Raw genomic sequence first — 20642 nt, 5'->3', positions numbered from 1 at the left:
TGTCGATGTGCTCTCGCGCATCGAGGGGGTTCGCCATCGGCTGGGGCTCTGCCCCGGGGAGATCGCACGCAAATCTCGAAAGCGCCGCAGGCGATGGAGAGTTTGCATAAGTGCGCCCTTGTCCTTCACAGGCCTTCGGGTTAGCCCTCCTTGATTGATGGAGCAAGCCCGTTTTCAATCTTCGGTATTCTTGGGACGAAAGGAACTGTCATGGCAGAGACCGAACTCGAACGCGCCGAGAAGCGCTATGCTCAGGCCAGGGCCAGGCTGCAGGCGCTGAAGAACCGCGAAGCGGCCAGGGAGCGCAAGCTCGACACCAGACGCAAGGTCATCCTCGGTGGCGCGCTGATCGACCTCGCCGCCCGCGACAGCAATGCCGCCGCCATGCTCGACCGGCTGGTCCGCAACCTGCCCCGCGATCAGGACCGCAAGACCTTCGAGGGCTGGGACGCCAGGACCGCGGCACACGCCCCGGCGGCAGAGGTGGAAGGCGCTCTGCCGGACGCAGAGAGCGAAGCCCATGTTCCTGGCGAGACTACGGCGGCAACCGGCGCGGCAGGGTCTCCCCCTGACGGGACCGGGCTGAGCCAGCCTGACCGCGCGCCGCAGGGCAGGAACCGGACCCTGTCGGGCCTGCTGAACCCGCGGGGAACCGGAGCCCCGCGGTGATCGGCCGCGCCTTCCGGTTCTTGGCGATCCTCGGCAGGCTCGCCATCGCCCTGCCGGTCGGGATCCTGTTCCTGCTCTTCGCGCTGCTGCTCGGCACCGGGGCTGGGCTCCTGGCCTTCGTGATCCTGCGGGGGCTGTTGACCGGCACCGCGCCGGACGGCGCCGATCCCGCGACCATCTGGGGCATGATCGGCATGATGCTCTGCCTGCTGCCGGCCTGGGCCTTGTCTCTGGCCATCTGGGCCGAGTTTTGCGGTCTGGGCCCGCTCTTTGCCCGGCGCGGCTTCAGCCATGGCTCGGCTCGGTTCAGCTCAAAGGCCGAGCGCGCCGCGTTCCAGCGCGGCGAAGGCTTACTTATTGGGCGCGATGCCGACACCGGCCGGCTCTTGCGCTACGACGGTCCGGCCCATCTGATCACTTTGGCCCCGACCCGCGCCGGCAAGGGCGTCGGCACCATCGTCCCGAACCTGCTCACGGTCAACCGCTCCGTTATGGTCATCGACCCCCAGGGCGAGAACGCCCGCATCACTGCCCAGGCGCGCCAGAAGTTCGGCGCGGTGCATGTCCTCGACCCCTTCGGCGTCACCGGCCTGCCCGGGGCGGCCTACAACCCGCTCGACCGGCTGACGCCCGATAGCCTCGGTCTCGGCGAGGACGCGGCGGCGCTCGCCGAGGCGCTACAGGACATCGCCCGGGACGCGGAGAGGCCTCAGGAGCCGCCAGGAGGCCTTTCAGGGCCTTGCCCCCACTCTGGAGGCGCCGAAGGGACCACAGACGCCCTCAGCGCCGCTCTGTGGCCCGCTGAACGGCTGAAGACCCTGCCCTACGAGTTCGCGGCGCTTGGGCGTCTGGAGGCGATGGAGCGCGCTATGGGGCTAATGGCGGGCTATGGCATCCAGCTCTGGCCGATCCTGCAGGACATGAGCCAGCTGAAGGATCTCTACGGCACAAGGGCCGGCACCTTCATCGCCAACGCCGGCATCCAGCAGGTGTTCGGCGTCAACGATCTCGAGACAGCCAAATGGCTGAGCTAGAGCATCGGCCAGCAAACCACGGCCTATCGAAGCATCAGCCAGAAGCCTGGCGAGTTCGACAGCACCACGACCAGCGTCACCGGCCGCGACCTGCTGACCGGACGAGATCATGCAGCTGCCGTCCGAGGCGCAGCTTCTACGCGTCCAGGATCAGCCGATCACCGTCGTCCGCAAGCTGCGCTACTACGCCGCTTCCGAGTTCAAAGGATTGTTCGAGATACAGGCATGATCTCCAGATTGAAAGGAGAGCCCTACCCTGCTGTCCTTGCACAGGGCGGTCTGGCCAAAGGTCATAGTGTTGGGGATTGCAACAGGTCTGGTCACGGCCGACATCCGGCAACTGAGCACTTATCCACAGGCAGTAGGTGTTAAATATGTGTTAGATTCTGTGTTACACCTTCCTGTACTCATATTTTATTAATATATAGCAATATCTTAAACAAAGCCGGTGTGTGCAAAGTGACGTTAAGGTGTGTGTAAAGTGGTGATTCTATGTGTGTGAAGTGACGTTTTTCTTGTTTGCGTGTGTGAAGTGACGTTGTATGCTTGCCTGTGTGTGAAGTGACGTAGGCTAAAATGGCTGAGAATCCCCTACTGCCCGATCGACACCCACAAGGGGATTTTTTCGTGTGTGACATCTTCGACGCTGCGCCAAAAGGCGATATTGGCTCGATGGAGCACCCGATCTTTTCTCTTTCAACTAAACCAGATACCAGACCACGCCTCTATGAGCACAACGGGATCAAGGTCGAGGTCAAGCCGTCGGTGGATGGACTAGCAACGGTTCATGACCGCGATGTTTTAATCTTCTGCATTAGTCAGATTATTAGGGGGATGAATGACGGGCGCGAGCCGCAGCAGGTCGTCAAGTTTCAAGCCTCTGATCTGCTGCGGGCTACCAACCGGATGATTTCTGGGCGCGGCTATGACCTTCTCAAAGCGGCTATGGAAAGGTTGGCTGGCACGCGGATCTCAACGAACATCACAACTGGTGGTGAAGAGGTATTCGAGACCTTTGGTCTGATCGAGCGGGCTCGCATCGTTCGCGAGACACGCGAGGGCCGCATGCAGGAGGTCGAAATTAAGCTGTCGGATTGGGTTTTTAATGCCATTAAAGCTCAAGAGGTCCTAACCCTTAGCCGCGATTACTTCCGTCTACGCAAGCCGCTTGAGCGGCGAATTTATGAACTGGCTCGGAAGCATTGTGGAAGACAGCGTGAGTGGCGGATCAGTCTTGAGACGCTACAGAAAAAGTGCGGGTCAGGGTCTTCGCAGCGTGAGTTTCGCCGTCTTGTTTCGGCGATTGCGGATGAGGACGAAAAGCACAGCCACATGCCTGATTATGAAATCAGGTTTGATGTCGAGACTGATATTCTGTGGGTCCGAAGCCGCGGAACCATAACTCCCGAGGCGGCTGGGGTTCAGTCCACCATCCCTGCCCTAGATCCTGATGTCTATGACCTGGCCCGGGAGGCCGCGCCTGGGTGGGATGTGCGCTCCATTGAAAGTGAATGGCGGGCTTGGGCAACCGATACACCTCGCAACCCGGAAATGGCGTTCTTGGGATTTTGTCGTAAGTGGTACGAGAAGCGTGGAAGACCATAACTCACACGTGCGCACGTGCAACTGTGCACAAATGCAAAGGGGCAGGAATGCAGGTTATCGCAGTTGCAATGCAAAAAGGCGGAGTCGGTAAGTCCACCCTTGCTCGATCGCTGGCCGTGGCTGCAGTTCGTGACGGGCTCTCGGTTCTAATCCTCGATATGGACGCACAGCAGAGCGTTAGCCAATGGGCGGAGCGTCGGGACGCAGATATGCCGGTCGTGGTGTTCTCGACTGAGAATGAGCTTCCCAAGCGCCTTGACCAAGCGAAGGGAGTGGCTGATCTGGTCATCATCGACACACCCCCTGCCCGTTCAACCGAAGCGCCGGCAGCCGTCGAAGCCGCAGATCTGGTATTGATTCCCACGACCCCTGACATTGAGCCCCTAGAACAGATGCCACGCACACTGCGTCTCTGCCGCGGTTTCTCGCGCCCGGTTTATGCAGTGGTGAACATGGCAAACCCAACTGGTCCGGCCGAGGTAGTGCAAACGCGCGAGGTGATCGAAGCTATGGGCGCACGGGCCGCTCCAATCGTGCTGCATCGACGCAAGGCGCATCGAGACGCTAGTGCCTTGGGCCTAACAGTTCAGGAAAGCGAACCTGCTAGTAAGGCGGCAGAAGAAGTCGCAAGCTTATGGGTGTGGGTTCGTGCTAAATTGCATAATATCAAATATGCATAAGTGCATATGTGCACAAGCGCAGAAGAAAGGGAAGCAGAAGTGAAGAAATCAAACGCACTTCTTGCGGCGATGGGGAAAGTGACAGAAGCGGAGCTGCCCGAGGTTGCGCCAGCACCGGTTAAGGAAAAGTCAGCTACCAAGCGGGGCGGGCAGAAGCATCTGGGAGCCTACTTCGACAAGGGCGATCCAATCCTTGAGCGTGTGGCCATTCTGCGGGCTCGACTAGACATGACTAACACCGAACTGATCGAGCATGCGCTTAATGAGCTATGGCGACGACACGAGGCGGGCAGGGCGTTCGGTGAATGAGTACAGCTGCCATCACTCCTACTGCGCATCAGCAGGGGGGAAGGTCGTCACCAACACCGAAAGCCGCTGGTTCTAAGCGATGTGAATCGACCCGCCTCCGCAATAGGCGGGAATGAGCAGTCTATCACGCGCCGGGCAGGATCGAGACTTTCAGCTCGAGCGCCTTGCCGCGAAGAGCGCTTGGACGTGCTGAACTTGGTCTCATTGCCAAGCGCGGCTTGCGACTGTGAGGACGCCATCTGCCCATTCATAGAAAAGCTTCGAAGCATCTTGATAAGCTCGTCCTTTCTAGACTAAATAGGAATTTAAAAATGACGAAATTTTAGAATTTAGAAATCTGAAAATTTCTTGCACGGGTAAGGGAAGAAAATGAAATCAGTTGTCATCGCCTCACAGAAAGGTGGCGCAGGGAAGACCACAACTGCAATCAGCATGGCAGTGGCCGCATCGCAAGACGGTCAGCGCGTTGCCATGATCGACCTGGACCCGCAACGCAGCTTGCGCGGCTGGTGGGAGGGCAGAGATGCTGGATGGCCGCAGATGCCCGATAGCGACCCGGCGCCCGAGAAGGTCAAGGCGGCACTGCCGAACCTGATCAAGCATTTTGACCTGCTGCTGATCGACACGCCACCGGCCGCGCCCGAATGGCTCGAAAGCGTTATGGCGGCTGCCGACCTAGTTGTCATACCGGTTCGACCATCGCCGCACGACCTGCGCGCTGTGGGGGCCACGTTGAGGGCCGCACAAAGGGCAGGGACCGATTTTGCATTTATTCTATCCCAAACGCCGCGTGCACGCGTTACGGATGAGGCTGCGCGCGTCCTAGCGCAATATGGCAAGCTTGCTCCCGTCAATGCGGCGATGCGCGTTGTCTATGCTGAGACGGCCGCGACGGGTCAGGGGGTGACAGAGGCAGGTGATGCCAAGGCGGCCGAGGAAGCCCGTGACTTGTGGGTCTATATCCGAGGACTGTTGCATGGCTAAGAAGGGCGGTTTCTCATTTGACGGCATGGTTGACCCCGATGCGTCGCCGGCGGAGCCCATTGAAGGGGTCAAGCAGCGCGGCGCGGGGGGGAAGAAGCCCACGCCAGTCGCAAAGCCTGTCCAGCGCGCGCGCAGGGGCCGTCCAGCAAAGCCCCGTACGGCGACTGAGGCGCGGCCGAGCTTTGGGCTGGACCCCGAGACGCATGCCCTGTTCAAGATCTGGCTACTTCGGCGCGGTTTGTCGATGCAGGATTATCTTGAGGGACATATCCGCGACCTAGTACAAGGTGATAAGCTTTGAAAATTGAAAGCGCTGATAATTTTAGAATTAAAAGAGTGTTAAGTTTATCGCTTGCAGGATTGCCATGCTTAGGTGTTCAGGTGGCTGGTTCTGGGGTATATCAGTGCAGTATGATGCAGGTCCACTATGTCGGATGCGTTCAAAGGCTACCGGACAGGTGGAGGAGATCCTCTAACCGCAGCCGCTCACACAGCCCCGATCCGAAAGCCCGAACTGAACCTTTGGCCGGCACCTCAATCAGTGGTGAGGAAAAATCCCGTGGCAGATCATCTGGAGCCTGGCCCTCCTCTGATGGGACCCAGGCTGTCTTTGCAGGCTAGCACATTTACAATCAATGAAATTGGGTTTCATCCTGCATTGATAGCGACCCTTCCGGTTGCCCATGCATCCTGCTCTAAGCACTTCCGAAGGAGTTAGCAACGATATGACTCGGACCCTCGTAATCGGTGGCTGCGGCTTCATCGGATCACATATTGTCGACAAGTTACTTGAACGCGGCCACCTGGTCCGAGTGCTGGACATGAGGCCGGAATTGTATCGATTGCCGCTGCTAGGCGTCGAATATGTCATGGGAAGTTTTTGCGACGAGGCCACTCTTGAAGCAGCGCTTCAGGATGTCGATTCGGTTGTGCATACTGCCAGTACGACGGTGCCCTCGACAGCCAATCTAGATCCGATCCACGATATCGGCACCAACTTGATCAGCACGGTTCGATTGCTCCAGGTGATGAGGGAAAAGAGTATCAAACGGCTGGTATTCCTCTCCTCAGGCGGCACGGTCTATGGCATACCTCAGGCTGATATGGTTACCGAGGATCATCCTCAGAATCCAATCAGTAGCTACGGAATAGTTAAGCTTGCCATAGAGCGTTACCTACATATGGAGCAGCACCTGCACGGGCTGGAGTATGTCGCCTTGCGCGCATCTAACCCATACGGCCCTCGCCAAGGTCAGTTGGGGCTTCAAGGGATCATTGGCAACTACCTATGGAAAGTTTCCAAGGGTGAGCAGATCGAGGTTTGGGGCGATGGTAGCATCATTCGCGACTTTATACACGTTCAGGATTTGGCCGAGCTTGCCGCCCTCACGGTAAAGGCGCCAATCTGCGGGTTCTTCAACGCCGGTTCTGGACAAGGTACCTCGGTAAACCAAATTGTGAGCTTGACGGCCAAGGTTACCGGACAGAATCTTCAGCCTATCTATAAGCCTGGTCGCGGCTTTGACGTGCCCCGGATCATCCTGGACATCACCCGTATTCGCCAGGCAACCGACTGGTCGCCTGTCATCACGTTAGAGGAAGGATTTCGCGACAGCTGGAACTGGATCCATCATCACAAGCAGGTTTCAGCAGTAGCCTGACAACTGCCGCGCCCTGAACTGCCAAAGAGAGCGGCGCAGGCGCAGCTTAGAGTCAGATGGGGTATTCGGCTTGTGCCCCGCTTCCTGTCTCGGACGTTATGAGGTGCTGCGCTTCGAGCTGATGGTAGACCGTGGTCTGTGTGGAGCAGCCACAAGCATCAGGGAAGGAAGCGCAGCATGAAGCACTATGCCGGATTGGATGTATCGGTCAAAGAGACCTCGATCTGCATCGTCGATGAGGATGGCCGGATCTGTCGGGAGCTGAAGGTTACCAGCCACCCGGTGGATATCTCTCGCGGATTGAATGGCGCAGGCGTCCGGCTTGAGCGGATCGGGCTGGAAGCGGGCCCGTTATCTCAGTGGCTGTTCGAAGGCTTGGCGAAGGCTGGCCTTCCGGCGATCTGCATCGAGACGCGCCACGCCAAGGCTTTCCTCAAGGCGCAGGTGAACAAGACCGACCGCAATGATGCGCGCGGGATTGCCCAGATGATGCGTGTCAATCTGTATCGCCCGGTGCATGTGAAGACCCTGGCCAGCCAATCGTCTGATACAGTTGTTCAGTAGATATTAGTATACTCATCTGGGTCGATACAACTTACTCAAGTCACCCTTTTTTCTTCACCTCTATCTCAATCATCTTCATAATAACACTTCGTGCCGCCACCAAATCGCGCCTAGATTCAAAGGCTGATATCGCGATTTCAGCCTCCTTTGACCTCTCTGTTTCTGCCATATTCTTAACGTAATCCACCAGTAGCGGCGCGCTCTCCAGTGCAATTTCCTGCAAATGGCCGTTTGAGCAGAGAGAGGTTTTCTTAATATCAGATTCGCACGCCCCCAAGTCAATGCCTACACGACTGGATAAAGAATTCAAATTTTCCAATACTTTATTATAATCCCGCACTCCAGCAGGATCCATTATGAACTTCTGATCACCAAACTTCGCCAGCCTCCTAATAACTTTATACCTTGCTTCATTTACTTCCACCCCAGGGCCTACTGGGAGAGATCGACAATAGCGGTTCACCTCCCAAAGAATTGACAGAAGCTCCAATGATGGACTGGCATTAGCTGAGATTGACTGCACTTTATGCATGGGAATGCCAACGCGACTGCAGAAATCAAGAACCACATCTTCCATCACTAGCTTTGAGCGGATGTAGGGGATCAGGGAAACAGATTGAGGACCGAAAGCCCTATCCAACTCACTGATGCCACTGTAGTCAATTTTAATTGGAACAGATGGAGTGCCGCCACTGCATATTGATTGACTAAACTCTGCAGCAGAGTAAGATCTGGGCGGCCTTAAGTACATAATTACATCAAAATTATCCGACCAAAGACTCAAGAAATCTTTAAGTTTTTTTACTCCATTTCCCAGCCTTGCAGCTCCGATAGCCTCACCTGAAAGCATCACCTTTTCCGAGGTCAGGAGATCTAGCTCCCTTGTTAGTGCCTCTCGTAATACGCTTCCATGACGTATCGCCTTCTGTCTTTCTATATCCCCTCTGGCATGCACACCGCCATCTGCAAAGGCATAAAGATATGGAATGGAGTGATTCTTGTTTCCATTCCAACGCAGATAATGAAATACTTCGCCCTCACAGCGGGATAATGCATTCTGTATGGCGGTAGAGCCAGTCTTGTGCATTCCAGAATGAATGATGAATCGGCCTATTCTGTTTGAATTCATTTAAGACCCATCACTCTATATTTATATCCCAAGTTAGCCCCCACAATGCGACCTCTGATTTCCTAAAAACAAACTTGATTGGCGTAGGTTTTTCCCTAATAATCAAGCTCCCACAAATCATAAATCTATCGACAACGATTATTTTTCATAAATCATACTTTAAAATATTAATTTATAACGTAGCGCCACCATACAACCTCATATACCTACTCAACATCAAACCTATCTCAAACTCAGAATTGAAACGAGAAATTGCGCCTTGCCGCAGTTTGGATCGCAAACCAGGATCCGTGAGGGCTATAGCGTGTGACAACAGCATATGTTCGTCTATTCCATCGTCAGTTAGGGGCACCAAAAGACCGGCAGGATTTTCCCCACCAGTTAGCATCCAGGGAATCTCTCCGATTTCAGAAGCAATGATAGGCACTCCCTGCGCCATCATGTCGATCAGGACCAAGGGCAGCGATTCTCCTCTGAAATAGCTGGGAAGCAGGCCAATATCTAACAAGCCAAGATAGGCCTGCAAATTGTTCACCTGGCCCAACTGGAAGACGTGAGGGGGCGCCTCTTTGCGGATGCTGTCGGCGGCCGGCCCTTCGCCGATCAGCAGCAAATCAGCAGTATAGCCGGCCATGTTCAGTTTTTGTGTCAGACGCACGGCCTGGTGCCAGCCCTTGCTATCGATCGCTCTCGTCGCAAGGCCCAGAATAAGGGCCTCGGGACGCAAGCCCAGGGCAGCGCGATCAGGAGCCGGAGCATCCATTGCCCGAGGCATTCCATTTGCAATATGAGTGAGCCGCTTCGGGCGTGGGAGTCTGTCAAACACCTGAAGGTTCTTCTCGGCCGTATAAACCCAGTCGGCCCGCGCTGTCATGCGTTCCATGCGTTGAGCGAAACTGGGATCAGTGTCCGGGTCATCCAGAATGGTTTCGTGGCAGCCGTGCATGGTGATGATCCAGGGCATGCCCGGAGGAAGACCATGCCGCTGGTCGTCCACCCATCGGTCCGCCCACCAGATGCTAGAATGAACCACATCAATGTCAAAGCGTGCGATCAGTGTCGCCAGATCTGCCTGTGGGTCCTGTGCCTCTATCAACATCACCTCGGGCGATATCCGAGCCAGCATGGCGGGATGGGATGGCTGGTTTCCAACATTCAGCAGTACCACACGTCCCCCGCGCTGCGCCCATTCATTCGCGATCGAGATGGCAAAGACCTGTCCGCCGCCGGGTCCCAAATCTGGAGCCACGATCAGCAGCGAAGGCATCAGTTTGCTTGGATGGGCGGGCTGTCGCACGCTTTGGGACTCAGATACCTCAAAACGGGCGATATCCTGGGCCAAGAACTGGGCAATACGGGTCTGGGTCGCAATATCCTGACGATAGGTGCGGCCCAGATAGTTGCGCACGGTAGAAAGTTCGTTGAAGTAGTCCATCGACCCTTCAAGCCTGTGCGTCACGGTGTTGCCATGCCGGCGATGATCGTTCATCAGGACCGACGAAAACCCTACCAAGCCGCCGCGCATGGCTCGGCAATAGAAATACCAGTCGCCGCATAGCCGCATTTGTGCCAGTTCGGCCGCGAACTCGGGCTCAGGGTTGAATTTTCGAAACAACACTGCACTGGCATTCGGGATCGAGTTGGCAATTCCCAGACCTGCCTGGGCTTCTTCGTGGTCGGTCGCAACATAATCTCGATCCCAGCGGCCCGGTGTGATCCGGTCGAGATAAAGCAGGCGATAGTCACCGATTGATTGCCCGTCCGAGGTGACCGGACGCGAGGCGCAGGAAGCGATCCGCATATTACGGTCATTAAAGAAGGGCAGCATCGTCTGCAGGAAATCAGGCGTACAGCGATCATCGGCTTCCGCTAGCCAGATCAAGTTGGATCGGGACAGATCCATGCCCCGCATCCATTGAGCGAACGGCGAACCGGAGTTGATTTTATTCACGACCACCTGAGTATCGGGCCGCTGTTTGGCGAAGTCACTTAGCAAGGCGACCGAGTCGTCGGGTGATGCATCGTCCAGCAGGATTACCTCGAAATCCTGAAAAATCTGCGCTGAGATTGAAGCCAGCCGTTCTGGCAAATATTGGGCATAATTGTAGTTCGGGACCACCACGCTGACCTCGGGAGCAAGACCCATGGCTTCGCGCAGGTGATGCAGCAGAACCGGGCCCACGACCTCGATGGTATGTGATCGCATCACTTGAGCTTGACCACGCGCCCCATCCGCACGCCGTCGTTCGGGATCGGCAATGTAAACTGCGACGGCCTCTGCCATGGCCTCGACATTCATGTACGGGACGGAAAGCCCGCTGCCATGCGCCACGAATCCCTCAATGCCACCAGCGCCTTGAAAACAGACGATCGGCATGGCCGCCTGAGCTGCATAGAGGGCAACCAGCGGAAATGGATCTTCCTGCGAGCTGAGAAGAAAGATATCTGCTGCTGCCAGTTTGCCTGCAACATCGGGTTCATAGCCGGTAAAGCGGACACGGTCCTCCAGCCCTTGTTGGGCGACCATTTGCTGGCAAATTTCCAGATCAGGTCCCCCGCCCAGCCAGACGAATTCGGCATCAATACCTTTTGCGCGCAAGAGTGCGGCGGTTTCGATGAACTTGTCGGGTGCCTTGCGCCAATGCAGCAAACCGCAGCCCATGACGACAAGGCGCTCTGGCGGAAGGTTCAGGGTGGTTCGCGCCGCAGCCCGGCGCTGCGCAGGATCGCTGTCTGCGGGAAGAGACTCGATAAAACTGACGGCCGAGGCAAGGCTTTCGGGCGGATATCCATAATCCGTGCCAAGGGCGCGCGTGACCTCTGGCCCTCCGCCGATGACGCGGCGGGCACGCTGGCGGATCAGATCGACCTCGTCGGGGAACATGTCGAGTATCTGAGGAAGCTCGTGGATAAAGGCGACAGTTGGCAGGCTTTCAGGCGCATGGCGTAAAAAGCTGCCGCTGGCTACCGAATTCACGAAGGCTCCACAGACATTGTCACCCATCCAGTCCTTCAGAACCTGTGAGCGCATCTCCTCGGGGTGATCGGACAGAACAAGAAGCGGAGCAACCTCACTGAAGGCTTGACGCAGGTTGCCGCCGCGGATGGCGACGATCCGTACCTCGAAACGGGTTCTGTCGCGCATCCAGGTGGCAAACTGGCGTAGAACATGCGGGGCGCCACCGACCTCGGTTTCATGCGTGACAAAAAGGATTGTGCCGCGTCGCTTTTCAAGAGTGGCGGGAAGGCGGCCTGCCAGTTCCTCGATCACGCTTTGATACAAGGGCGCATGCGGACCAGCCTGTCCGGAACGAACGGATGCTGACGGCGAAGGAAGAAGGCCTTCACGCCAACCATCAGACAGATAATGCGCCAAAGGCTCTTGTTCTTTTTCCACCCCCACGAGATAGGTTCGTGAATACCAGCCCGCGTCAAAACGAGGATGCGGCATCCGGCCTTCCCGCCAGCCTTGACGGATATAGTGCAGCCATGGGTTCTGCCCCCCCTCGGCGACGTCACGATAGCGATCCAAATACCACGCCGTGTCGAAAAGCGGATGCGGCCTGCGCCCCTCTTGCCAACCATGGGTCAAGAAGTGGCCTAAGGGCTCGATGCCCGCTATGGCGATGTCGCGATAGGCCGAAAGATACCAAGCCGTATCGAACAAGGGATGAAGAGTGCGTCCTTCGCGCCAGCCATGATCAAGATAATGGTCAATAGGGTCTATGTCAGTCGCCACAAGATCAAGATTTTGCAGCAGGTACCATTTGGGATCGAACAGCGGATGAGGTGAGTGAAGCTGTCGCCATCCGCTCATCAGATAATGGCTTAGGAGTTCATGGCCGGTCTGCGCGATATCGGGATGGTGGTCCAGATACCAGTTTGGATCGATCAGCCAGTGCGGCGTGCGCCCCTCTGTCTGACCACACTGCAGATAATGATCCTCGGGACGACCTATATAGTTTCGGACATCCGGATATCTGTCCAGATACCAATCTGGATCAAAGAATTTTCGAAAGGCTTTAGCGGCCGCCTCTGTCAGGCCCTGGCGAACATCCTGCGTTCTGGTCATCGTGATATCTCCGTCTTCAGGGTCGGTACGCCAGACCGCAGTTCAATTGCGGGTGCGGTGAAGGGCGTTGACGACTTTTCGCAACGGGGCGGTCACCCGCCAGGAATTGCTTGCCAGAATGTTATCCGCGCGGCGCATAGCTGCATCGCGCTCGAGGCGCAGGGCGTTTATCTCTGCATGGGCTCGACCAAGGGCGGCATCGGCGGCCTCTCGGTTAGTGCGCAAGGCTTGAGCCAAGCTGTCCTGCATTTCCAAATCTCTACGAATTCTTTCTGCGCGCAGCTCCCGCAAATGCTCTTCTCTGGCGGCTGCGACAGCAGCCGAGCGCGCATGGGTTTGGGATAGCTCTTCCCTTAGGGCAGCAATGACTTTGTCGCGCTGGCTGACCAGAGCCTCAGCTGCGGATTTTGCGGCGCTCTGATGAGCGGCCTGCTCCTCAGCTTTTGCGGCGGTCACACGAGCGTCTTCCAGCTCGCGGTGCAATGCCTGAAGACGCGTAGCGCTTTCGGTTTCCTGATGTTCGAGCCTTTTGACCTGATCAAACAGCCGACTGATGTCGACATGGACGATGTCAAGTTTTCCCAGCATCGCGTTCTCATTCATTACTCGTGCCTTCAGTCTAAGGTCATTCTGGCGGCCTTCCTCGACTAAGGCCGCAAATTCCGGCGTCGCCCTGTCAAAGTCGCGGCGAATTTCGTCGAGCGCGTCCCAGTCTTCCAGATTTTCGCCATTTTCGACCCAACCCTGCACGATGTCAAAGCTACGCAGGACCCAGGATGTCAGTTCTTCGCCTTGCTCGGGCGCGGGGTCTTGTACCGCCATGTGGTTCATGTCGCGATCCAGAAACGCATCGATCTTTCTGGCGGCGCCGGGCGGTATAGGACCTATGCCAAGGTCCAGTACGGTGTCGGCCTGTTGGAGCACCTGCGACCAGTCGGTCATCAGTTGTTGGTAGGACGTGAAATACCGCGGCTTACCCCGTGTTGCCGCTTCTGCGTCCAGCTGATACCGCAGCCAAAGGATTAGCCCATAGTTCTGGCTGTAGCCTGCCCAGAAATGTAAGGATCGAGCGACCTCTAGGGGGTGGCGGTGGATATGCAGGTACTTGGGCACCATGCCGGCCTTGAGCAGGCAGGGCTCCCAAAAGGGGACCAGGCGGCAGATCCGGGGATCCTTCAAAACGGCACGGCTGGCATTTGGATAGACCGTAGCCAACTGGACAGCCGCGATTTCTCGGAACTTGGCGGCCGCCGGGCTATCGAACCAAGTTGCATCCAGTCGCTGCCAGTTAAACCATGCCGACCCGGCCGCCCGCATCAGATCATCATTCATCTTGCTGATGCCCTCGGATTCGTAAAATCCTTTTGCATTCATTGGCTTGGCGCCCATCAAATCTAGCGGCGCATCGCACCCTCCACGCGTCAGAACGCCGGCCAATGCCGAGGTTCCCGAGCGGTGCATGCCCATGACCAGAACGGCCTGGCGGGATGTTGGCAAGGTCTGATCCGTGTTGTTATAGTTCATGGCGGCTTTCCCAATTCTTTCTCAGCAAATAGCGGAGTAAAGCATTCACGCCAAGCATTGGAGCTTTCGCTTTTGCAGCATGCCGTGCTCATCACTGAACCGCGCCACGCGTTCGCACACTTCAGCGGAAAACTTGTTCGTTGTCTTGCTCATGATGCTCCTCCCGCCAGCGCCACCGCGTGACACATTGGCGGCAGCAGGATGAGCTGCGGTGTAGAGGAGGAAAGATGTGGGCGGCATAACCATCATCGGCATCGATGTCGCAAACACGTGCTCCACGCACCAGGAAGCAGCTGCCCCACCACGAAAGATCCTAGTTCTGACCTAGTCGCCGTGCGGTGTGCCTCATGATAGGCCGCGTCGATCATCACCGCCTCAGGTAGTTTCCTCCTCGGATGATAGGACTTCCATCATTCTGGCGAAGAGGCCTCGGTCACTCCATCGCTTCCAGGTCGGTCGCGTCCGTCAAGCTAGTGTAAGTTCCAGGATGGCATGAGGGTATGATCATGCGGCTTTGGTTGTGATGCTGAGAATGGGGTCGATCTGGGCGAAAGCTTCGACCATCATGCAGCGGCTTGCCATGGCACTTCGGGAAGAACAGGTAAAGCCGGCCCATCTGAACCTCTATCAGCCAGAAGGGCCTGCTCACCCATCAGTCTCCTTGCGGATGAATCACATAGTGAACAGAAGATCAATGAGATGCCCCTAGGTGTTGCCGAAGAAATGCCTTTGTGCGAAGAATTTCGCTGCGAAGCAACAGGACTTTGAGCATGCCGAACGTATTCTTCCATTCTGGAGCGCCGAAGACAGGCACATCTTACCTTCAGGTCTTGTTCGCTCGTCACAGTGGCGATATGGCAAGTCAAGGAGTAATATACCCGGAAAACGATTTTGTTGCTGGGGCCAAGGAAGGAAAAATTACTTCGGGTAATGGCGTGGAACTGGCGAACTATATCAGACCAGAACTTCCTCACAAAATCGCAGACAAGTCTGTTTTCTTGGAAAAATTTGACCGTCTACTGAAAAATTCAGACGGAGAAGACTTTTTATTTTCCTCTGAGTTTATTGTATTTCAAGACAATCCTAGGACCGGGTCTCTGATAGACTGCATTGAAAGAAATGGCTACGATGCCAAGTCAATATATCTAGTGCGAGATCTATCCAAAGCAGCTTTCTCGGCTTACTCTCAACAAGTAAAAAGGGCTGGAGAAGCTAAAACTTTTGGGGAATTCCTGAAGAGCTGGGATCCCTACTACTTACACCATATCAACCTAATGAACCAAGCATTTGGATTTGATAATGTGTTTTTGTACAATTACGAAGAACACAAGCATCGCCTAGCCGCCTTACTATTTAATGACTTTATGAAAATAAATATCAATGCCAACACCAGAGAAGTGATAAACAGATCCCTTGACCAGAAGGAGTTGGAACTTCTGCGCGTATTCAATAGTTTTTCTGGAAAAAATAACGTTTTTGCCAGCACTTTGATAAGCGATGCCCTCATGAATACGCCATCTTCATCAACAGAAAGTTTCTTGATCTCTCCTGAAGAGTTTTCAATTCTAAACGAAAGATTTACCAGATCCATTGAGAAAATAAACCAGCAACTGAGAGGGAGAGGTATAGTGATCGCGCAAGAAGTTGGAACAGTGGAAAGAAATTTTAGCCTAACCGAGTTTGAGCGCTTTACTATGGTAGCGTTGGCGCAGATCTCGAGGGCCATAGCACGCTAGGGTTTGGAGTTCGGTAACGGGGCAGCCATAGGTAGTCGCTTTCTGAGCCTAAACAGTGGTCTACCGTAGGGTGGAGTACGGAAGTTTATCTTTCTTGTTGCACTCATCGACGGGTACCGGCAGATCCCCGGTCAAGCTGTAGTTCTAACCTCACATCACCCGGCGAATTGTCTTGGTGCTGACCTTGAACAAGGCAGCGATCTCCGGGAGCGGGCGCAGTTCCTCGTCCCGCATGCGCTTGACCTCAATCTTCTGAGCGGGGGATAAGGCATGAGGCCGGCCACCGATACGGCCCCGGCGCCGCGCGGCTTCCAAGCCTTCCCGGGTGCGCTCGGCGATCCGCTCGCGCTCGAACTGAGCGATCGAGGCAAAGACATGGAAGACCAGGCGGCCAGCCGGAGTGGTGGTGTCGATGTCCTCGGCCAGGGATCGGAAGCCGGCACCTTGGGCCTTGATCTGCTCGACGATGTCCAGCAGATCCTTCAGGCTGCGGGCAAGGCGGTCATATTTCGTGACAACGACCACATCCCCGGGCCGAAGCTGCCTCATCAGCTGGTCAAGTTCGGGCCTTGTGCGGGCCGTTCCCGTGATCGTGTCGGCAAAGATGCGCTCGGCCCTCGCTGTGCTGAGCGCGTCCCGCTGGCTGTCAAGCTGCTGGTCGGCCGTTGAAACCCGCGCGTATCCCAGAATCATTCGATCGCCTCCAAGAGCCTCTGCCAGTCCTGTCGTCCTCCGAGCACGCGAAGGATGTGCAGATGATCGGTGTCGGTGCGATAGATCACCAGGTGGGATCCGGCCGGATGAATGCGCACGGGTGGCGTAAATTCCGTTCGTTCCCGGGCAATCCCCGGCATGACCAGAAGGAGATCGAAAACCGCAAGGAGCCCGTCGAGATATTGATCGGCTCGGGCCGGGGACCACTTGGCTGCGCCAAAGCGCCAGATGTCCTCAAGGTCGGCTTCGGCCTTCGGGGATAACCTGACGCCGCCGGTCAGCTCAGCCGTCATGGGTGCGGCGCATCCGGGCCTTGAAGCCTGTGGCATCGAAGGGCTGGGGTGGGCCGCTCTCCAAGCCTTCGGTGATGGCGGCCTGCAACTGTGCGATAGCGCGTGCCCGCTCCTGGTCGCGGCGGATCAGGTGGCGCACGTAATCGCTTGCGTTGCTATAGCTTCCGTCGCGGGTGCGCTCCTCCACCCAGGACTTCATGGGATCGGGAAGAGAAACGTTCATCGTCGCCATGGGACCCTCCGTAGGGCTAAAGATAACAGTATTGGCAAACATTGCCAAGCTAGCTATACACAGCAGGACACAAACCTCCCAAAACAGGCCAGGTTTTGGGAGAGAGTTCTGTCCCTGGCAAGTCACTGCTATCGCAGATCAGGACATTTACGGACAAAAACGGCCGTTTTTGTCTTCCATAAGTAAGCCAGATTGTCTATGTTATAATGAAAAACATTGTCTCTCAAATGAGCTAAACACTCTCCAGAAAATCCGGGCAAGTCCACATCCTGTTAGCTGAAGATGGTCTTGAGACACAGGTTTCCCTGATTGAGCCGATGGGCTCTGAGACCCAGGTCCTCTGCTCGTCTGCCATCGGGAATCTGACCGTCCTGCTACGCAATCGGCAGCAGGTGACCAAGGGCACGCCCCTGAAGCTGAACATGCAGCCCGGCCGCCATCATCTGTTCGACAAGGCTACCGGTCAGCGTCTGCAAGACTGACAGGCTGCGTGCAACGTACAAACAAAAGCACGGATTGAACGTATGCGGCGGCTGCGCCCCATTGATCTTTTGATTGCTGCGGCGCGGTCTGCTGCCGAAATGTCGCGCCATGAGATCACCGGGGAGTCCCGGACGAGGTCATTGTGAGACGATGGTCTGCTTTGCATAGGCCCAAGGCATCAAGGCGTCGATGTGCTTGGCCAGGTGGCCGTTAGCGAGGCTGGTAAACAGATCGCGCAGGTAGGCGTAGGGTTCGACGCCGTTCATCTTGCATCAGGTGCCAACCAGGCTGGCAAAGCGCGCCCAGTTTCGGCCACCCTCGTCGTGACCGGCAAAGAGCGCGTTGCGGCGGTTCATGGCCGGGCTGCGGATGGCGTTTTCGACCAGGTTGGAGTCGATGTCCACGCAACCATCGTCAAGAAACAGCCGGAAGCCGTCCTGGCGCTTCAGCATGTAAGTCATCGCTACGCCGAGGTCAGACTTGCGCGAGACGCGCGCGATCTGGCGGAACTGGAGCGGGTATCACCGCCGCAGCAGGGTGGAAACGAAAATGAACTGCGTGAAGCAGCTCGGCTTGCGGCTGATGTCACGGGACTTCGCCCGCCAGGTTGCCGAGGTCCAGATCCGCGCGGCGGTCATGAACCGCTTCACAACCCTCGGCATCCCGGTCACTGTGGCAAGGCAATAGTGTGTCCGGCGAAAGGCGAACTGCGGTCGCCAGCTGATTTGCGCAACAGCGCCCGCCCCAGTATTCAGATCGGACGCACCGTCGCAGGCATGGATTGAACGAGCCGCAAGAGTGCCGACACTTCCATAATGCGAAGCGCGTCCAAGGCGTTCCGTGCCATATCAGGTGTGATGCGGCTGGCCGGTTCGTTCTCCGCGATCTCATTGAGACGTTCCAAGAGCGCGGCATCGCTAACCGGCCAGCCTTCCCGCATGAGCGAGAGGGCGACAAGGCCCATGGTAAAAGCGACCATATCGGGATTTTTCATGTGCAGCGGCTCCCCGTCTGATCAACTGATAATTGTGCAGTTGATCGGCGGTTGTATGTGTCCTGGCGCACATTGCACTTCAGAAACAAAGCCGAGACCAGTGTGCCACGGGCAGAACTTGAATGCGCAGCTGTCTCACGGCTTATCGAACATCTGAGTAAAACCTATCTTTCCCAGTCCTTATCGGCCTCCTTGCGGGTGGATCTTCCGGTTTCCCGCTCCGCCCCTCGCCTATCTTGCTCGAGCCCATGTACCCGGGCGATCCCGGTGATGGCCCGGGCGACCTGCTGCCTGTCCTCGGCTTTCGGGAAGTCCCCTGCCAGGACCCGGTCGTCGCCCTGGGAGATGCGGGTCAGGATATCCTGACCATAGCTGGTTCTGAGATCGCGGAAGAAGGCGTCCGCCGCCTTTGCGTCGGTGAACCGCGGCTGCGCGCCACGCGCCGCGGTATTGGCGATCTGCACCAGCGCCTGCAGAAGTTGTTCATTGCGGGGCCGGGACGCGGGCGCGCGTTCCCGGTCGGGCTCTCTCCCATGCGCCGCATCCCGCGCCTGTGCGCTCGGCGCCGGCCGTCGATCCATATGCCCTCCGTCCCGTGCCCGCCGGTCCTGCAGAAGTGCCGCCAGCCTCTCCGTCAAGCTGCCGCCCCCGTCCCGCGCCGCGGCGGCGCGCAAGGCCGCCAGCCCGGCGGCGACCCGGTCCTGCCCCTTGTCCCGGGCCTGCGCGTAGGCGGCCTGCACCTGCCCGACCCGCTCCCGCATCTGTTGCAGTGCCGCGCGGGCCTGGCGCAGCGCCTGCACCGCCCTGCCCCGTTCGGTGACCGGCCGGTAAACTGAACCGTTCATCTCAGCCTCCCGCTGCGCCCGCCGCTCCATGGCGTTGGCCGCTGGCCCGAGCTTCATCTCCGGCGCCCGGTCGAGCGCCTCGGCCGCAAAGGCATCGCCGCGCGCCTCGGCCACCTGCCGCTGCGCCTCGAGCGAGCGGTGATCGACCCGGGCGGCCTCTCCGGCCCGCTCCAGCGCCCGGTTCTGCATCCCGGCCCAGAGCCCGCGCAGGGCCTCGATCTCGACGCCGCCGGTCTTGGCCGCGTCCAGCACCCGGGTCTTGTCGCCGAAGCCCTCGGCGCCGATCGCCCGGGTGGTGGTCAGCACATGGGCGTGGTGATTGCGCTGGTCGCCCTCGCGATGCGGCGCGTGCAGCGCCACGTCGACGGCAATGCCGTAGCGCGCGACCAGCGCCTGCCCGAAGTCGCGCACCAGTCCGGCACGGTCCTCGGCGCCGAGCTCGGCCGGCAGCGCCAACTCCCATTCCCGGGCGGTGACGGAGTTCTTGCGCGTCTCGCGCGCCTCGGCGGCATTCCACAAGGCGGCACGGTCCCGCACCCAGTCCGGCGCGCCCTCGGGGGCCAGGATGAAGCAGGCCTCGATGCCGCGCTTGGCGCTGTAGTCGTGCACCCGGCCCTCGCGCTCGCAGGCGATGACGCCGCCGCTGCGATAAGCGGCGGCCGCGGTGGCCGAGCGCCCGGCGCTACGTTTGATGGTCTTTACCGAGAGGTGGTAGCTGGCCATGCCGCCTCCCTCGGGAAAGCCACCGCAAGCGCCTCCGCCGGCATGGCATCGCCAGCCGCAAGAGGCCCGGTCTTTCCGCTCCGGCAGCGCACCCCATGATGCTGGCGGCCGGGGCGGAAAGACGGCCCGGCCGAGGGGATCGGGACGATCCGCGAGGACCGGCCCTGCCGGTCCCTGCCCTCGCGCGGCGCTGTCCCATGATTGGCAGCCAGCATGAGGGTGGGACCGGCAGCGCACACCCTGCGCGCCTGCCGCGGCGCCTGGCCCATTGAGGCCTGGGCCTGCTGCGGCATCCGTTCCGCCCCGGCGCCAGGCAGTCTGCTCCAGCGCCAGCGAGGAGCAACGCCCCTGGCGCCGGGTTGCGGAACGGCGGGCGATCCAACCGCCGAGG

At 57.8% G+C, this 20642-nt stretch carries 18 protein-coding genes and 3 pseudogenes; 12 read left to right on the top strand and 9 right to left on the bottom strand.

The annotated features are described in order from the left end of the window. Nucleotides 1–210: 210 nt before the first annotated feature. From BU28_RS26450 to BU28_RS0116005, 9 genes and pseudogenes are all read left to right on the top strand, one after another. A complete protein-coding gene (locus BU28_RS26450; RefSeq protein WP_233144985.1) occupies nt 211–669 on the top strand; it encodes a hypothetical protein in 459 nt (152 codons plus the stop codon). Next, entirely contained in the window at nt 666–1703 is a 1038-nt protein-coding gene (locus tag BU28_RS23385) for a type IV secretory system conjugative DNA transfer family protein (protein ID WP_051578263.1), read from the top strand. The genes BU28_RS26450 and BU28_RS23385 overlap by 4 nt, the downstream gene beginning before the upstream one ends. A 627-nt stretch (nt 1704–2330) precedes the next feature. Next, nucleotides 2331–3308 (top strand): replication initiator protein A, encoded by a 978-nt coding sequence (locus BU28_RS0116030; RefSeq protein ID WP_233144984.1) that lies wholly within the window; start codon nt 2331–2333, stop codon nt 3306–3308. A gap of 47 nt (nt 3309–3355) precedes the next feature. Then, complete coding sequence (locus tag BU28_RS24880) at nt 3356–3988, top strand: ParA family protein (RefSeq protein WP_028720359.1); 633 nt, start codon at nt 3356–3358, stop codon at nt 3986–3988. A 39-nt stretch (nt 3989–4027) separates the two neighbouring features. Next, a complete protein-coding gene (locus tag BU28_RS23375) occupies nt 4028–4297 on the top strand; it encodes a hypothetical protein (RefSeq protein ID WP_143809718.1) in 270 nt (89 codons plus the stop codon). Between the two features lie 369 nt (nt 4298–4666). Next, on the top strand, nt 4667–5281 hold the full coding sequence (locus BU28_RS23370; RefSeq protein WP_081791431.1) for a ParA family protein: 615 nt from the start codon (nt 4667–4669) through the stop codon (nt 5279–5281). Beyond that, nucleotides 5274–5582 (top strand): hypothetical protein, encoded by a 309-nt coding sequence (locus BU28_RS0116015; RefSeq protein WP_028720358.1) that lies wholly within the window; start codon nt 5274–5276, stop codon nt 5580–5582. The genes BU28_RS23370 and BU28_RS0116015 overlap by 8 nt, the downstream gene beginning before the upstream one ends. A gap of 424 nt (nt 5583–6006) precedes the next feature. Continuing rightward, nucleotides 6007–6942, top strand: a complete 936-nt coding sequence (locus tag BU28_RS0116010) for an NAD-dependent epimerase/dehydratase family protein (RefSeq protein WP_028720357.1) — start codon at nt 6007–6009, stop codon at nt 6940–6942. 177 nt (nt 6943–7119) lie between these two features. Beyond that, nucleotides 7120–7482: pseudogene (locus BU28_RS0116005) on the top strand (IS110 family transposase); the annotation flags it as partial. Nucleotides 7483–7546: 64 nt separating this feature from the next. Here BU28_RS0116005 and BU28_RS25610 read toward each other — a convergent pair. From BU28_RS25610 to BU28_RS0115980, 3 genes are all read right to left on the bottom strand, one after another. Then, on the bottom strand, nt 7547–8593 hold the full coding sequence (locus tag BU28_RS25610; RefSeq protein ID WP_143809717.1) for a hypothetical protein: 1047 nt from the start codon (nt 8591–8593) through the stop codon (nt 7547–7549). Nucleotides 8594–8807: 214 nt separating this feature from the next. Then, nucleotides 8808–12707, bottom strand: coding sequence for a glycosyltransferase (locus BU28_RS24875; protein WP_081791430.1), 3900 nt, complete (start codon nt 12705–12707; stop codon nt 8808–8810). Nucleotides 12708–12749: 42 nt separating this feature from the next. Then, nucleotides 12750–14231 (bottom strand): sulfotransferase family protein, encoded by a 1482-nt coding sequence (locus BU28_RS0115980; protein WP_028720353.1) that lies wholly within the window; start codon nt 14229–14231, stop codon nt 12750–12752. A 770-nt stretch (nt 14232–15001) separates the two neighbouring features. Between BU28_RS0115980 and BU28_RS25605 the strand changes: the two genes are divergently transcribed. Further along, entirely contained in the window at nt 15002–15967 is a 966-nt protein-coding gene (locus BU28_RS25605; protein ID WP_143809716.1) for a hypothetical protein, read from the top strand. Nucleotides 15968–16117: 150 nt separating this feature from the next. Here the strand turns inward: BU28_RS25605 and BU28_RS0115975 are convergent, their stop codons facing one another. Genes BU28_RS0115975 through BU28_RS0115965 form a run of 3 tightly spaced genes read right to left on the bottom strand, consistent with a single transcriptional unit; the run spans nt 16118 to nt 17206 of the window. Continuing rightward, nucleotides 16118–16660 (bottom strand): recombinase family protein, encoded by a 543-nt coding sequence (locus tag BU28_RS0115975; protein WP_028720352.1) that lies wholly within the window; start codon nt 16658–16660, stop codon nt 16118–16120. Continuing rightward, entirely contained in the window at nt 16657–16974 is a 318-nt protein-coding gene (locus BU28_RS0115970) for a type II toxin-antitoxin system RelE/ParE family toxin (protein ID WP_036763149.1), read from the bottom strand. Before BU28_RS0115970 ends, BU28_RS0115975 begins: the two co-directional genes overlap by 4 nt. Further along, on the bottom strand, nt 16964–17206 hold the full coding sequence (locus BU28_RS0115965; RefSeq protein ID WP_036763148.1) for a type II toxin-antitoxin system ParD family antitoxin: 243 nt from the start codon (nt 17204–17206) through the stop codon (nt 16964–16966). Before BU28_RS0115965 ends, BU28_RS0115970 begins: the two co-directional genes overlap by 11 nt. Nucleotides 17207–17523: 317 nt before the next feature. On the opposite strand from BU28_RS0115965, the gene BU28_RS26825 reads away from it, so the two are divergent. Further along, complete coding sequence (locus BU28_RS26825; RefSeq protein ID WP_143809715.1) at nt 17524–17688, top strand: hypothetical protein; 165 nt, start codon at nt 17524–17526, stop codon at nt 17686–17688. Between the two features lie 138 nt (nt 17689–17826). Here BU28_RS26825 and BU28_RS24870 read toward each other — a convergent pair. Next, nucleotides 17827–18192: pseudogene (locus BU28_RS24870) on the bottom strand (IS66 family transposase); the annotation flags it as partial. On the opposite strand from BU28_RS24870, the pseudogene BU28_RS0115945 reads away from it, so the two are divergent. Continuing rightward, nucleotides 18182–18376 (top strand): annotated as a pseudogene (locus BU28_RS0115945) (IS5/IS1182 family transposase); the annotation flags it as partial. The pseudogenes BU28_RS24870 and BU28_RS0115945 overlap by 11 nt on opposite strands. A 64-nt stretch (nt 18377–18440) precedes the next feature. On the opposite strand, the gene BU28_RS0115940 reads toward BU28_RS0115945, so the two are convergent. Both BU28_RS0115940 and mobQ read right to left on the bottom strand, forming a co-directional pair. Then, a complete protein-coding gene (locus BU28_RS0115940) occupies nt 18441–18683 on the bottom strand; it encodes a hypothetical protein (protein ID WP_143809714.1) in 243 nt (80 codons plus the stop codon). 164 nt (nt 18684–18847) lie between these two features. Then, on the bottom strand, nt 18848–20251 hold the full coding sequence (gene mobQ / locus BU28_RS23365; protein WP_051578261.1) for a MobQ family relaxase: 1404 nt from the start codon (nt 20249–20251) through the stop codon (nt 18848–18850). Nucleotides 20252–20642: the final 391 nt, after the last annotated feature.

Source organism: Paracoccus yeei ATCC BAA-599 (assembly GCF_000622145.1).
GTDB lineage: Bacteria > Pseudomonadota > Alphaproteobacteria > Rhodobacterales > Rhodobacteraceae > Paracoccus > Paracoccus yeei.
This window is presented reverse-complemented; position numbering and strand designations above follow the sequence as displayed.